General features: G+C 73.1%; 15 protein-coding genes. 13 read left to right on the top strand and 2 right to left on the bottom strand.

Going from position 1 to position 14,149, the window contains the following annotated elements; translation table 11 throughout:
* Positions 1–10 precede the first annotated feature (10 nt).
* The 9 genes from O7598_RS30395 to O7598_RS30355 all read left to right on the top strand — a co-directional run bounded on the left by O7598_RS30395 (position 11) and on the right by O7598_RS30355 (position 8,898).
* Complete coding sequence (locus O7598_RS30395; RefSeq protein ID WP_269694591.1) at positions 11–991, top strand: NAD-dependent epimerase/dehydratase family protein; 981 nt, start codon at positions 11–13, stop codon at positions 989–991.
* Between the two features lie 74 nt (positions 992–1,065).
* Positions 1,066–2,307 carry an LCP family protein gene (locus tag O7598_RS30390; protein WP_269694589.1) on the top strand — a complete coding sequence of 414 codons (1,242 nt, stop codon included), beginning with the start codon at positions 1,066–1,068 and terminating at the stop codon, positions 2,305–2,307.
* 163 nt (positions 2,308–2,470) lie between these two features.
* Complete coding sequence (locus O7598_RS30385; RefSeq protein WP_269694588.1) at positions 2,471–3,688, top strand: LCP family protein; 1,218 nt, start codon at positions 2,471–2,473, stop codon at positions 3,686–3,688.
* Between the two features lie 226 nt (positions 3,689–3,914).
* Entirely contained in the window at positions 3,915–4,790 is an 876-nt protein-coding gene (locus O7598_RS30380) for an LCP family protein (protein ID WP_442929906.1), read from the top strand.
* A 26-nt stretch (positions 4,791–4,816) separates the two neighbouring features.
* A complete protein-coding gene (locus O7598_RS30375) occupies positions 4,817–5,152 on the top strand; it encodes a rhodanese-like domain-containing protein (RefSeq protein WP_181570919.1) in 336 nt (111 codons plus the stop codon).
* A gap of 14 nt (positions 5,153–5,166) precedes the next feature.
* Entirely contained in the window at positions 5,167–5,946 is a 780-nt protein-coding gene (locus O7598_RS30370) for a glycerophosphodiester phosphodiesterase (RefSeq protein WP_269694586.1), read from the top strand.
* Positions 5,947–6,022: 76 nt separating this feature from the next.
* Positions 6,023–7,477 (top strand): sensor histidine kinase, encoded by a 1,455-nt coding sequence (locus tag O7598_RS30365; protein WP_269694585.1) that lies wholly within the window; start codon positions 6,023–6,025, stop codon positions 7,475–7,477.
* Between the two features lie 62 nt (positions 7,478–7,539).
* Positions 7,540–7,956, top strand: a complete 417-nt coding sequence (locus tag O7598_RS30360) for an ATP-binding protein (protein WP_269695038.1) — start codon at positions 7,540–7,542, stop codon at positions 7,954–7,956.
* 60 nt (positions 7,957–8,016) lie between these two features.
* Positions 8,017–8,898, top strand: a complete 882-nt coding sequence (locus O7598_RS30355; RefSeq protein WP_269694584.1) for a DUF5926 family protein — start codon at positions 8,017–8,019, stop codon at positions 8,896–8,898.
* Positions 8,899–8,970: 72 nt separating this feature from the next.
* Here O7598_RS30355 and O7598_RS30350 read toward each other — a convergent pair whose 3' ends face one another.
* Positions 8,971–10,185, bottom strand: a complete 1,215-nt coding sequence (locus O7598_RS30350; RefSeq protein ID WP_269694583.1) for an arginine deiminase — start codon at positions 10,183–10,185, stop codon at positions 8,971–8,973.
* Between the two features lie 162 nt (positions 10,186–10,347).
* Between O7598_RS30350 and O7598_RS30345 the strand changes: the two genes are divergently transcribed.
* From O7598_RS30345 to pheA, 4 genes are all read left to right on the top strand, one after another.
* A complete protein-coding gene (locus tag O7598_RS30345) occupies positions 10,348–11,082 on the top strand; it encodes a hypothetical protein (protein ID WP_091062373.1) in 735 nt (244 codons plus the stop codon).
* Positions 11,083–11,313: 231 nt separating this feature from the next.
* Complete coding sequence (locus tag O7598_RS30340; protein WP_269694582.1) at positions 11,314–11,769, top strand: hypothetical protein; 456 nt, start codon at positions 11,314–11,316, stop codon at positions 11,767–11,769.
* Positions 11,770–11,847: 78 nt separating this feature from the next.
* The gene (locus O7598_RS30335) at positions 11,848–12,390 is read left to right on the top strand and encodes a hypothetical protein (protein ID WP_269694581.1); all 543 of its coding nucleotides are present in this window, start codon (positions 11,848–11,850) and stop codon (positions 12,388–12,390) included.
* Positions 12,391–12,400: 10 nt separating this feature from the next.
* On the top strand, positions 12,401–13,357 hold the full coding sequence (gene pheA / locus O7598_RS30330) for a prephenate dehydratase (protein ID WP_269694580.1): 957 nt from the start codon (positions 12,401–12,403) through the stop codon (positions 13,355–13,357).
* A 44-nt stretch (positions 13,358–13,401) separates the two neighbouring features.
* Here the strand turns inward: pheA and O7598_RS30325 are convergent, their stop codons facing one another.
* Positions 13,402–14,127, bottom strand: a complete 726-nt coding sequence (locus tag O7598_RS30325; RefSeq protein ID WP_269694579.1) for an AIM24 family protein — start codon at positions 14,125–14,127, stop codon at positions 13,402–13,404.
* Positions 14,128–14,149 lie beyond the last annotated feature (22 nt).

The following is a 14,149-nucleotide window of genomic DNA, read 5'->3' as shown; positions in this document are numbered from 1 at the left end:
GGTGGCGGGCATGAAGGTCGCTCCCCGGTTCGGCGCCGGTCACCGCATCCTCGTCACCGGCGGCGCCGGATTCGTCCCGTCCCACCTGGTCGACCGGCTCGTCGAGCGCGGCTGCACGGTGGTGGTGCTGGACAACTTCGTCACCGGGTCCCGGGACAACGTGGCCCACCTGCTGCAGAAGCCGACCTTCACGCTCGTCGAGGCGGACATCTCCGACGGCCTGCCCACCGACCATCCGGCCGTGGCCGAGCGGTTCGACGCGATCCTGCACATGGCGTCCCCGGCCAGCCCGACCGACTTCGAGAAGCTTCCGGTGGAGATCCTCCGGGTCGGCTCGGTGGCCACGCTGGCCCTGCTGGAGCGGGCCACCGCCGACGGCGCGCGGTTCCTGATGGCCTCCACCTCCGAGGCGTACGGGGACCCGAAGGAGCACCCGCAGCGCGAGACCTACTGGGGCAACGTCAACCCGATCGGCATCCGGAGCGTCTACGACGAGGCGAAGCGCTTCTCCGAGGCGGCCGCCATGGCCTACCACCGCAGCCGGGGCACGGACACCGCGATCGTGCGGATCTTCAACACGTACGGCCCGCGGATGCGTCCGGACGACGGCCGGGCCATCCCGACCTTCATCTCCCAGGCGCTGCGCGGCGAGCCGATCACGGTGCACGGCACCGGCGACCAGACCCGGTCCATCTGTTACGTCGACGACCTGGTGCGGGGCATCCTGCTGCTGCTCGACTCGACGCAGACCGGCCCGATCAACTGCGGCACCGAGCACGAGATGTCCATGCGGCAACTGGCTGAGACGATCGTGTCACTCACCGGAAGCAGTTCCGAGGTGAGCTACATCACGCGGGCCTCGGACGACCCGGAGAAGCGCCGCCCCGACCTGACGCTCGCCCGCGAGCTGCTGGGATACGAGCCGACCGTGACGCCCGAAGACGGCCTCGGACGCACGATCGCGTACTTCCGCGAGCGGCTAGGGTACTGAGCCCGGCTGTCCGCCGGCTGTAAGCCGTGCGCGCCTGAGGGCGGTGGTGGACCGACCGACCTACCCTCGGTTACATGTCAGCGACCTCGTCTGCCGGCGCTCCCCTCCCTCGCCCCCTGCACCGGGGCGCGGGCCGCGCCCAGGTTCCCGGCTCCGGCCGGGGCGCCACCGCGCGCGCCCGCAACACCGAAACCCGCTGGTACCCGTCGTACGACGAGGCACCCCGCTCGGGTGGGCCCGGCGGACCGGGCGGGCCGGGCGGCCCCGGTGGGCCGGGTGGCGGCTCCGGCGGGCCCGGCCGCCGGCCCCGTCCGCGCTGGGGGCGCATCGGCCTGGTGGCCGGCGTGGCGGTGCTGGTGCTGGCGTTGCTCGGCGGCGTCGGCGCCTGGTTCTACGCCCGCAACCTCAACGACGACCTGGCCCGTACCGACCCGTTCTCGGAGATCACCGGGGGCCGGCCGGCCAAGCCTGTCGACGGCGCGTTCAACATCCTGCTCGTGGGCAGTGACTCGCGGGACCCGGACGCACCGGTCGACGGCGCCGGCAAGTGGCGCGCGGACACGCTGATCGTCATGCACATCCCGGCCGACCACAAGAGCGCCTACCTGGTCTCCGTGCCGCGTGACCTGTACGTGCCGATCCCGGAGAAGGCGAGCGCCTCCTGCGACTCCGGGTCACGCAACAAGATCAACGCGGCGTTCGCGTTCGGCGGGCTGCCGCTCGCGGTGAAGACCGTCGAGTGCTTCACCGACGTACGGATCGACCACGTCATGGCCATCGACTTCGCCGGCTTCAAGGACGTCACCGACGCGCTGGGCGGGGTCGACCTCAAGGTGGAACGGACCGTCACCTCGATCCACAAGCCGTACCGGACGTTCACCAAGGGCGTGAACCACATGACCGGCGCCGAGGCGCTGGACTGGGTCCGGCAGCGCAAGCAGTTCCCGGACGGCGACTTCGCCCGGATGCGCCACCAGCAGGAGTTCCTGAAGGCGCTGATGGACAAGGCGGCGAGCACCGGCACGCTGACCAACCCGAAGAAGCTGAACGACTTCCTCAAGGCGGTCACCGCCGCCGTCACGGTCGACCAGGGATTCTCGTTGACCGACATGGCGGTTCAGTTCCGCAGCCTGCGCGGCGAGAACCTGACGTTCGTCACCAGCCCGAACCTGGGCGGGCAGACCGTCGACGGCCAGTCGGTGGTGGTCTCCGACCGGGAGAAGGCGCTGGCGATGTACCAGGCGATCGTCGGGGACAAGATGGCCGACTGGGTGAAGGCCAACCAGAAGGGTTCGGCCGACAGCGCAGGCGGCTGACGGCACCGGAGGGCGACCACCGACCGGGTTCTCGCCCTCGCCCGTTCGGACACATCTCGGGGACATCGGCCGGGATTGACGGGATTACCCGTCTCAGGAGGTCGCGAGAACGGGAACAGGTACGTAAAGTGGTGCCGCCCCCGATCACCGAGCTGGAGCACGAATGTCGGTCCAGACCAGTCGTCGCCCGCACTCACCGGCACCCGGTTCATCCGGGCGGGTTCCTCCGGTCATCCCCACGCAGCCCGGCCCCGGTGGCCGCGGCCCGGGCGGTGGCGGGAAGAAGAAGCGCACCAAGCGCAAGGACCCGCTCTGGGCGAAGCTCACGCTCGCGTTCGGCGCCGTCCTGATGGTGACCAGCGGCGTGGCGATCGTCGGCAGCAAGGCCGTGATCGGCCAGGCGACAAGCAACATCGCGCAGCGGAACCTGCTCGGCGACGCGGGCAAGACGGACGCCGAGGGCGGCGCGAGTCTGGAGGGCCCGATCGACATGCTGCTGCTCGGCGTGGACGCCCGGGCCCGCTGGTCCGCCGACGACGTCCGCTCGGACTCGATCATCATCCTGCACATCCCGGCCAGCCACGACCAGGCCTACCTGATCTCGATCCCCCGGGACACCGAGGCGCACATCCCGGCGTCCGAGAAGGCCGGCTGGAAGGGCGGCACCGACAAGATCAACGCCGCCTTCCAGGTCGGCGCCCGCAACGGCGGCGGCTGGGAGGGCGGCGCCCAGATGATGGCCCGGACCATCAAGGGGATGACCGGGATCAGCTTCGACGGCGCCGCGATCATCAACTTCGGCGGCTTCAAGAACGTCATCGACGCGATCGGCACGGTGCGGATCTGCGTGACCGAAGAGGTCTCCTCGCTGCACATGTCGATGGTCGACGGCAAGCCGATGTGGAACGCGGACGCCAAGAAGACCGGCAAGACGATGCGGCCCGTGACCTACAAGAAGGGCTGCCAGGAGATGGAGGGCTGGCAGGCGCTGGACTACTCCCGGCAGCGCAAGACCCTCCGCAACGGCGACTACGACCGTCAGCAGAACCAGCAGCAGCTGATCAAGGCGATGGCGAAGAAGGCGTCCCAGAACGGAACGCTGAGCAACCCGCTCAAGCTGAACGCGCTGATCAAGGCCGCCGGAAAGGCCTTCGTCCTGGACACCGGCGGCACCTCGATCGACGACTTCATCTTCACCATGAAGGGCGTGACCGGCAACGACCTCGTCACGCTCCGCACCAACGGTGGCACCTTCAACGGCAACGGGAACAACCGCGAGGCCCTCAACGAGCTCAGCATGGACATGTTCCAGGCGGTCAAGGACGACAAGCTCGCCGAGTTCGTGGTCAACAACCCGAGCGTCCTCTCCACCCGGAAATGACGGAAGCCGGCCGCGGCCGGCCGATCCCCCCGTAGCCTGACGTGAGCGGGTCTCATGTCGACGCCACGGGGGGATCGTCACGTCCAGGCCAGCACGGAACCGACGCGGGCGGGGTCGACCGGCCCGCTGGCCCCGGCTCCTGCTCGGCGCCGGGCTCGCCCTGGTCCTGCTCGCCGCGCTCGGCGTCGCCGGGCTGCACTGGCTCACCCACCGGTACGACCGCACGGTGGCCAAGGAGCAGTTGCTCGACCCGAGCGCCCGGAAGAAGCGGACGCAACTGGACGAGCCGCTCAACTACCTGCTGATCGGCTCCGACCACCGACCCGGTGCGAACCCGGACGACCAGCGCTCGGACACCATCCTGATCGTGCACGTGCCGGCCGGGATGCGGCAGGCGTACCTGATCTCCGTGCCCCGCGACCTGCTGGTGGCCATCCCGGCGGCGCCCGGTTTCCCCGGCGGTCAGGACAAGGTCAACGCCGCGTACGAGCACGGCGGCGGTGGCTCCGGCGGCGCCCGGCTGCTCAGCGCCACCCTCACCCGGCTCACCGGCGTCCGCTTCGACGGCGCCGCGCTCGTCGACTTCTCCGGCTTCACCCGGGTGATCGACCAGCTCGGCGGCATCCGCATGTGCGTGGACACGCCGGTGCGCTCGATCCACACGAAGACCCAGTTCGACAGCGGTTGCCAGCAGATGGACGGGGCCCGGACGCTGGACTACGTGCGGCAGCGCTACGACCTGCCGAACGGCGACTACGACCGGCAGCGGCACCAGCAGCAGATGCTGCGGGCGGTGCTGGACCGGGCCGGCGAGACGCACCTGCGCGGCGACCCGGTGAAGCTGGACCGGGTGCTGCGCGCGGTCGGCGGGGCGCTGACCGTCGACACCAACGGCGTACCCCTGGACGAACTTGTCTTCGCGCTGCGCGCGCTGCCGGCGGACGCCCTGCGCGGCGTGCGGCTGCCCTCCTACCCGCAGACCATCGACGGCGTGTCGTACGTGGTGCTGGACACCGGCGGCGGCGACCTCTTCACCGCGGTGCGGGACGCCCGGATGCCGGCGTGGGCCGGCGCGAACCCCCGCTGGGTCAACCGGCTCTGAGCCGCGCGGGCGACTAGGCTTTCCCCGTGTTCGGAGCCCAACTTCCCAGCGTGCCCGCGTCGGCCGTGCCCGACGACGTCTACCTGCTCGACGTCCGCGAGGACGACGAGTGGGCCGCCGGCCACGCGCCGGCCGCCCACCACCTGCCGATGACCGAGCTGCCGGCCCGGCTCGCCGAGGTGCCCGACGACCGCGAGGTGGCGGTGATCTGCCGCTCCGGTGGCCGCTCCGGGCAGGTGGTCGGCTACCTGCTGCGCAACGGGTGGGACCAGGTCCGCAACGTCGAGGGCGGAATGGGCGACTGGGCCGCCGCCGGCCGGCCCGTGGTCACCGACGACGGGCAGCCGGGCCGGGTCGTCTGAGGCACGTCCCGGCCATGACCGATCCCCTGGTCTTCGCCCACCGCGGCTCGTCGTACGACCTGCCGGAGCACACCCTGGCGGCCTACCTGCGCGCGCTGGACGAGGGCGCGGACGGGCTGGAGTGCGACGTCCGGCTGACCCGCGACGGGCACCTGGTCTGCGTGCACGACCGCCGGCTGGACCGGACCAGCAACGGTCACGGCCTGGTCAGCGCGCGGACGCTCGCCGAGCTGGAGGCGCTCGACTTCGGCTCCTGGCACCCGGCCGCCGGGGCCGCCCGACTCGACGAGTCGCACACCCGGCTGCTCACGCTGGAGCGGCTGCTCGACGCGGTGCTGGCCGCCGGGCGGCCGGTCCGGTTGCTGATCGAGACGAAGCATCCGTCGCGCTACCGGGGCGACGTCGAGCGCCGGCTGGTCGGCCTGCTGCGCCGGTACGGCCTCGCCGCGCCCGGCCCAAACGACCCGGTCCGGGTGACCGTGATGTCCTTCTCGCCGCTTGCCGTACGCCGGATCCACGAACTGGCGCCGGCGCTGCCCACGGTGCTGCTGCTGGAGGTGCTGCCGCGCCTGCTGCGACTGGGCCGGCTGCCCTTCGGCTGCCGGATCGCCGGCCCCGGGGTGGAGCTGGTCCGGGCCCGACCAGGGCTGGTGCCCGCGCTGCGGGCCGCCGGGCACTCGGTCTACGTCTGGACCGTGAACGAACCCGCGGACGTGGAACTCGTGCTGGCCGCCGGGGTGGACGGGGTGATCACCGACCGGCCCGCCCGCATGTTGAGCCGGTTGGGCCGGTGAGTCCCGTCGATCCGCCCGGTGGGCGGTCGACCGGCCGGGGGTGTCACCGGGGCGGACGGCGCGGCACACTCGGGACATGCCGGAGCGAACCGACTACCCCGCCCTCATCGCCGGCCACACCAGCGTGATCAAGATGATCAACTCCGGTGAGTCCGGCCTCTCCGTGCTCAACCGCCTGCTCCGCGAGGTCGAGCCGACGGTCGGCGCGGCGGGCCTGGTCTTCGTCGAGTTCACCCCGGCCGGCGGGCGGGTGATCGCGGCGACCGGCAGCGCCGAGTTCGTCATCGGCCGGCCGTTGCCGGCCACCGACCCGGCCACCGTCTGCCTCCTGGCCGGCCCTCCGGTGCGCGAGGTCCGGGTGGACGCGATCCCGGGCGCGCTGGCCGACGAGGTCGCCGGTCGCGGCCTGCGCCGGATGATCGTGGCGCGCGCCGAGATCGCCGGGCTCACCGTCGGCAGCCTGCACGCCCTCTATCCGGCCGGCGAGCCGCTGGACGCCTCGCAGCGCGCCGTCGTCGGCTACGTGGCCGCCTGCATCGCGCACATGTACGGCGACCAGACCGGCCTGCCGGTGCACGGCGACGGCCCGGTCGTGGCGGCGCTCGCCGACGGGCTGGCGGTGGTGGACCGCGACCACCGGGTCCGGCTCTGGAACCCGGCCGCCGCCCAGGTGACCGGCTGTGCGGCGGCCGAGGCGCTGAGCCGGCCGCTGCCGTTTCCGCTGCCCCCGTCCGGGCAGGTGCTGGATCACCGGCTCCCGGACGGCCGCTGGCTGCGGATCACCTCCGGCGAGCTGCCCGGCCCGAACGCGCTGCGGGTGGTGACCTTCCGCGACATCACCGACCAGCAGCGCCGCGATCACGACCGGGATCTCTTCGTGGCGGTGACCAGCCACGAGCTGCGCACCCCGGTCACCGTGATCAAGGGGTACGCGGACACGCTCACCGACCACTGGGAGTCGCTCAGCGACGGCGACCGGCGGCAGGCCGCCCGGATCATCGGCCAGCGCGCCAACGAACTGGCCCGGCTGGTCGACCGGCTGCTCACCGCCGCCACCGAGAGCCGCCCCGGCGGGGAACCGGCCGCCCCGTTCGACCTGGTGGACGCGCTGCGGGCGGCGGTGGTGGACCTGCCGGCCGACCTGCGGCACCGGATCGTGCTCGACCTGCCGACCGACCTGCCGAAGGCGCTCGGCGACCGGCACAGCCTGGCCACCGTGCTCACCGAGCTGGGCACCAACGCCGGGAAGTACTCGCTTCCGGACACGCCGATCGAGATCGGCGCCGACGCGAACGAGCGCACCGTCTCGTTCCGGGTCGCCGACCGGGGCATCGGCATCCGGCCGGAACACGTGGAACGGGCCTTCGACCGGTTCTGGCAGGGCGAGTCCGGCGACCGCCGGCGCTACCCGGGCGCCGGGCTGGGTCTCTATCTCGTCCGGCAGATCGTTGAACAGCAGAACGGGTGGGTATCCCTCCGACCGAGGACCGGCGGGGGTACGGTCGCGGAGGTGCGGCTGCCCCGGGGGTGAACCGGGTCTCCACGGGTGGAAGGGACGACGTGTCGACGCGACCGGCCGAACGTTCGTGGTGCGTGGTGGTGCCCCACCACGTGACCGGCGCGCGCGTGGCGCGGCACCGGCTGGCCGACGAGCTGACCGGCCTCGTACCCCCGGCCCTGCTGGCCGACCTGGTGGCGGTCCTCGCCGAACTGGTCGGCAACGCGGTCCGACATGCCGAGTCGCTGCCCGGCGGCGTGGTCCGGGTGGCCTGGCGGCTGCGCGCCACCGACCAGGGGCCGAGCGTCCAGCTCCGGGTCACCGACGGCGGCGCCGGTGCCGGCCCGCGGCTCCGGGTCGCCTCCCCGGACGCGGTCGACGGGCGTGGCCTGCACATCGTGGCCGGGCTCTCCAGCCGGTGGGGCGTCGAGCGGGACGGTCTGGGCCAGAGCGTCTGGGCGGAGTTCGACCCGGCCCGGTCGCACCGGCCCGACCTGGTCGCCGCCGGCTGACCGGACGGACAGGCGGGTCCTGGCCCCGGGGACCCCGCCCGGCCTCTAGGCTGTCTCGCCGTGAGCAAGCGTCGAAAGAACCAGCGGGCCGAAGCCACCCCGAAGCGGGAGAAGGTGCGCGACGTCTTCGTGCCCCGCCCGTTCGAGGGCCTCGTCGACGAGCCGGAGTGGATCGCCCTGCGTGAGCTGGTGCCGGCCGCGTCCGCGCCGCTGCGGCTGACCCCGGAACTGGTCGAGGAGTACGGCGACCGGCCGGTCGTCCTGGCCACCGTCCTGCCGATGGCCGCCCCGGCGGTGGCGAAGCCGGACGGGCAGGTCCTCGTCGGCCTGCAACGGCACCAGCAGTCCGGCGACGTCTCCCGGGACCTGGCCGACGCGCTGCTCTGCGCGCTGCGCACCGAGCCGGGCAAGCAGGTGAGCGTGCCGCCGCTGCCCGGCCCCGGCCCTCGCCTCCAGGACATCCTGGTCGACGGTCCGCTGGAGATCAGCATGCACGACGGGTTCGACTTCTGGCTCGACCCGGGCGCGGCCGACGACCCGACCGTGCAGGCGTCCCTGGAGCGGGCCAACGCGGCGATCTACCCGACGGTGAAGCTGGACGCGGCCCGGGCGGCGTACTGGTGCCAGGTGCCGGAGAAGGCCCACGTGCGCTGGGTGCTGCCGGACGACGAGGACGCCGCGCTGGACGCCCTGTCCCGGCTCGGCGCGGCCGGGACGCTGACCCTCGGCGACGACACGAAGTTCGCCGGCATGTTCCGGGCGCACGGCCGCCTGACGCCGGTGTGGGACCTGCCGGAGGACACTCCGGCCGCCGAGTGGGAGGGCCCGGTCGCCGAGTTCGCCAAGCGCTACGCCGAGGCGCTGGGGGATCGGGAGCCGCTGGACGCGGCGGGCCGGCGCGCCCGCCAGGGACTGCTCGGCCGTCAGCTCACCCTGCGCTGAGCACCCTTGGGTAAGGAGGGGCCCCCTGTTAACGCCTGCGCGTGAGAGGGGGCCCCTTCTCTACCGGAGGCGTTAAGAAGGGGCCCCGCCTTTCTCGCGGACCAGGGGGCAGGACATGCAGCGGGGGCCGCCGCGGCCGGAGCCCAGCTCCGAGCCGGCGATGGCGATCACCTCGATGCCGGCCCGCTCCAACTGCGCGTTGGTCTCCACGTTGCGCTCGTAGCCCACGCAGAGACGCGGCGCGAGGGCGAGCGTGTTGTTGCCGTCGTCCCACTGCTCGCGCTCGGCGGTGACCGGGTCCAGGCCGGTGTCGATCACCCGGAGCTGGTCGAGGTCCATCGCGTCGGCGGCGGCCCGCAGGAACGGGGCCGGGCCGTCGACCCGCGGCTCGCCGTCCGCGCCGGCCACGACGGTGTACGCGGACAGCTCGCTGGCGATGTTCGGATACATCAGCACGGCGTCCACGTCGACCATCGTGCAGACGGTGTCCAGGTGCATGGTGGCGCGTTCCTGGGCGATCGGCACCACCAGGATGGTGTGCGCCAGCCCGGCGGCGAAGACCTGCCGGGCCAGCCGCTCGGCGCCGGCCGGGGTGGTGCGCTCGCCGACGCCGACGGCGAGCACGCCCGGCGCGAGCAGCAGCACGTCGCCGCCCTCCAGGTGCTCCAGCTCCGGGTGGTAGACGAACTCGGTGCCGACGAAGCGCGGGTGGTAGCGGTAGATCGCGTCGGTCAGCGTGGTCTCCCGCCGCCGCGCCGGCATGGCCAGGCTGGTGACGCCGACCCGGTCGCCGATCCACACCGACGAGTCGCGGGTGAAGAGCAGATTGGGCAGCGGGTCGATGACGAAGTCGTGCCGGTCCATCAGCGTCCAGACCAGACCGCCCGGCCGCTCTGCGCCGATCCGCAGCTCCTCGTGCGCGAGACCGGCGATGAACACGTCCGCCAGGGCGGCCGGATCGAGGTACGCGAGGTGGTCGGCGACCCGGGCGCGCAGGGTGTCGCCGAGGCGGCGGGACCGCAGCACCTGCTCGGTCAGCTCGGTCCGGGCGTCCGGCACGGCGAGCGTCTCGGCCAGCAGGTCGGCCAGGTAGAGCACCTCGACGCCGCGCGAGCGGAGGGCCGCCGCGAACGCGTCGTGCTCCTCCTGCGCGCGTCCCACCCATGGGATAGCGTCGAAGAGCAGGGAGTCGTTGTTGCGTGGGGTGAGGCGGGCGAGTTCCGGTCCCGGGCGGTGCAGCAGCACCGTGCCGAGTCGGGCCACTTCGCTGTCCACGTAGTGCGTCACCCCCGCAGCCTAGGGCAGGCTTCCGCACCATCCGGAAAAGAAGTGTGAATGAATATGGCATTCATCCACACTCATTCCGGCGGTCCAACTTGCCGAGACCCCGGGTGTGCAACGTAGGGTAGTGGAGACATAACTTCGAGAGACCTTTTGCCGGAGGTCGCGATGACTGTCTTTCCCGCTCGTCGGGCCGTACCGAGCCGGGCACTGCCGCCCCGCGCGGCGCATCCCCGGGTCGAGGCCACGTCGGTGCTCGAACCGGCCCGACCGTCTCCCCTGGAGTGGGCCCGCCGTCGGCGGGCCGACCGGGGCGCCCGCCGGTTGGAGGCCGCCGGGGCCCGCGCCCTCGGGCAGCTCGACCACCTCGGTCCCGCCTGGCACGTCATCGAGTGGCCCCGGACGGACCCGGCCGACGCGCTGTTCGACCACGCCGAGGACGATCGCGCCGGGTTCCTCGCGATCGGGCCGAGCGGGCTCTTCGCGGTCACCATCGCCGACCACGGCCGGGCCCGGGTGCTGGTCGCCGGCGACGTCGTGCAGATCAACGGCAAGCGTCCGCCCTACGTGGCCGAGGCACGCCGCGACGCCAAGCGGGCCAGCAAGGCGCTCTCCGACGCGGTCGGCCTGCCGATCCCGGTGACGCCGGTGCTGACCTTCGTCGGCTCCGGCGTCATCAGCGTCTACGGCCTGCCGAAGGACTGCCTCATGGCCACCCACCGGGAGCTGGACCGGCTGCTCGTGGCCGCCGGCAACCGGATCACCCCGGCCACCGCCGAGAAGCTGTCCCGGGTCGCCCAGGCGCCGTCGACGTGGCTGAACGGCACTTACCGTCCATCCGCCGACTACCGGTGGTATGACGAGGGCCGAACGGCCGCTGACAAGCGGGCCGCCCGGCGGTAACGTCTCCGACGACGCCACGCGGTCCACGACACCGCCCCCGACCGGTTCGTCGGTCCGCGTCGTCGCTGGCCGCCCGACCCCCCGGGGCTCCCGCCGCACCGACGCACGTCCCCGGCCACCGGGCCGCCCGACCCTCGGGCGGCGGCGGAGACCGGGAAACGCAGCGCGGCCGGAAGGTCGCCGTGCCGACCGGCTAGCGTGGACGGACCGTCGGTGTACATAGGAGGCGCGGTGGCCCACGTCGAGCTCTCACTCTCGGAAGTGTTCGCGTCCCCGACCCAGACACCCACCGAGCAGGAGACCGACAACTTCACGCAGTGGTCCGGGACGGTCTCCCGGGCCGCCGAGCCGTGCCTGCTGATCGACGCCGACACCACAGTGGTGGCCATCTCCTCGTCCGGCTGCGACCTGCTCTGCCTCGGCGCGCCGGAGGACGTGATCGGCCTGCCGCTGCTCGAGGGCGGCCTGCGCCTGGTCGACTTCACCGCCAGCCCGAGCGAGCTGACCGAGCAGGAGACCGACAAGATCCCCCCGCTGCTCGCGCTGCTCTCCGGCCGGCTCGCCCGAGGGCTGCTCCGGGTGCAGGGGCCCGGCTCCGACGCCGGCACCACGGTGGACGCGATCTCCACCCCGGTGCTCACCGGGTCCGCTGTCGCCGGCTCGCTGACCTTCTTCTCCGTGCTCTGAGGCGGCCCGGGCATCGGGTCGAGCACCCGGCTTCACCCGAACGGATGGGCCTCCTACGATGGGCTCGGCCCCCGGGCCATGACGACGCCCGTCGATGTCGAGGACTGCATCGTGCCCCGCACCCCGCCCCGGACGGCGACGCTGCTCGCGCTGCTCCTGCTCACCGCCTGCGGCCAGCCGCCCGAGCTGCGTGAGCCGCCCGCCGGCACCGGCGGCCCGCGTCCCACGGCGTCGGTCGCGCCGTCCGGCGCGACCCCGACCGCGCCGGCCACCCCGAGCGCGCCGGCCGTCCCGTCCGCGCCCACCGCCCCGGCACCCGACCCGGCCGCCACGCCCTGCCGGGGCGCCCCGTCCGGGAGCCGGATCGTCACCCTGCTGCGCGGCTCCGCCGGCGTGCTCCCCCGGAACGTGCGGGTGACGCTCCGGACCGGGCCGCTCTGCGCCGAGGGCTGGCACTACACCGTGCTGGCGGTCGCCGGACACGAGGAACTCCAGGTGGTCACCCGGGGCCGCACGCCCACCCTGGTCACCGCCGGCACGGACGTCTGCGGCGTCGAGGTGCGGGCCACCGCGCCGGCGGGCATCCGCACCCTGGCCTGCGACGGCATCCCGGGTGCGTAGGCTGGTCGCCATGCCGGGAACACCGCCCACCCGCTTCGTCTACCTCGGCCCCGAGGGCACCTTCGCCGAACAGGCGCTCCGGACCGTGCCGGCCGCCGAACGCGGCGACCGCACACCGGCCCGCAGCGTGGGCGAGGCGCTCGACGCCGTACGGGCCGGGGAGGCCGACGCCGCCCTGGTGCCGCTGGAGAACTCCATCGGTGGCGCGGTCGGGGTGACGCTCGACGAACTGGCCGAGGGCGACCCGCTGGTGATCACGCGGGAGGTGGTCCTGCCGGTGGAGTTCGTGCTCGCCGGCCGGTCCGGTATCTCGCCGGCCTCGGTGCGCAGCGTCGCGGCCCACCCGCAGGCGTCCACCCAGTGCCGCGGCTGGCTCCGCGACCACCTGCCCGACGCCACAGTGGTCGACGTGCTCTCCAACGGCGCCGCCGCGGCCGGCGCGGCGAACGGCGAGTACGACGCCGCCGTCTGCGCCCCGATCGGCGCCACCCGGCACCGGCTGACCGTCTTCGCCGACAAGATCGCCGATCACCCCGACGCGGTGACCCGGTTCGCGCTGGTGTCCCGCCCCGGGCCGCCCCCGCCGCCGACCGGCGACGACCTCACCTCGCTGGCGGTCTACATCGCGCACGACCGGGTGGGTGCGCTGCTGTCCGTGCTCATGGAACTGGCCGTACGCGGGGTGAACCTGACCCGGATCGAGTCCCGCCCGACCGGCGAGGCGCTCGGACGGTACGTGTTCTTCCTGGACTGCACCGGGCACGTCGCCGACGTACGCCTCGGCGAGGCGCTGCGCGGCCTGCGCCGGGTCTGCGCCGACGTGCGCTTCCTCGGGTCGTACCCCCGGCACCGCTGGAGCCCGGCGGCGAGCGACCGGCCGACGCCCGCGCCGGCCGGTCTCTCCGACGCCGACTGGGCGGACGCGGCGGCCTGGCTGGCCCGGCTGCGCGCCGGCGAGCTGAGCTGACCGGGCCGGGTGTGCCCCCCCAGGGACGCACCCGGCCCGGGCGGTCACTGGAGCAGGCCGCCGAGCAGGCCACCCTGCTGTTGCTGCTGGGCGCCGCTGCCGGCCACCGGCGGCTCCTCGGAGGGCTGCACCACGACGAAGCCCTGACCGGCGAAGCTCATCGTGAACGCCTCGCCGGTGCTGCGGCCGAGCAGCGTGCCGAGGCCGAGCTGCTCGGCCCGGTGGTAGCCGGTCTGCAGGTTGGCCGACCAGCAGACCGCGGCCTGCGGGTCGACGTACGTCGGCGCGTCCACGTTCAGCACCACCGGGGTGCCCTTGGTGGTGACGGCGATCCGGCCGTGCCCGGTGAAGACGCAGTTGAACAGGCCGGCGGAGGACGCCATGCCCATGCCGCTGACCATCTTGATGTCGTACTGGAGGCTGGAGTCGAAGGCGAGCACGCTGGAGCCGTTGATGGACAGGGCGTCGCCGGGCTCCAAGTCGATGATGTGCACGTCCTTGGCGGCCTCGGCGAGGAAGACGTCGCCCCGGCCGGAGAGCTTCATCAGCGGCACGCCCTCGCCGGTGAGCCGCTGCTTGATGAACTTGCCGATGCCGCCGGAGCCGAGGGCCTGGAACTGAACCTGGCCCTGGTAGGCGACCATCGACCCGACACGGGCCATCGCCTCGCCGTTCAGCTCGATCTTCAGCATCTTGGAGTTCTGCAGCCGCATGCCCGGCTGCTGGGACTCCTTCTCGAGGTTCGCCGCGGAGAACAGCTCGCTGCGCATGGGTTTCCTCCTGCATCGGGAT

The sequence above is a fragment of the Micromonospora sp. WMMC241 genome (assembly GCF_027460165.1).
Classification (GTDB): Bacteria; Actinomycetota; Actinomycetes; order Mycobacteriales; family Micromonosporaceae; genus Micromonospora; species Micromonospora humi.
The sequence above is the reverse complement of the archived record's forward strand: the minus strand, read 5'-3'. Positions and strand labels throughout refer to the sequence as shown.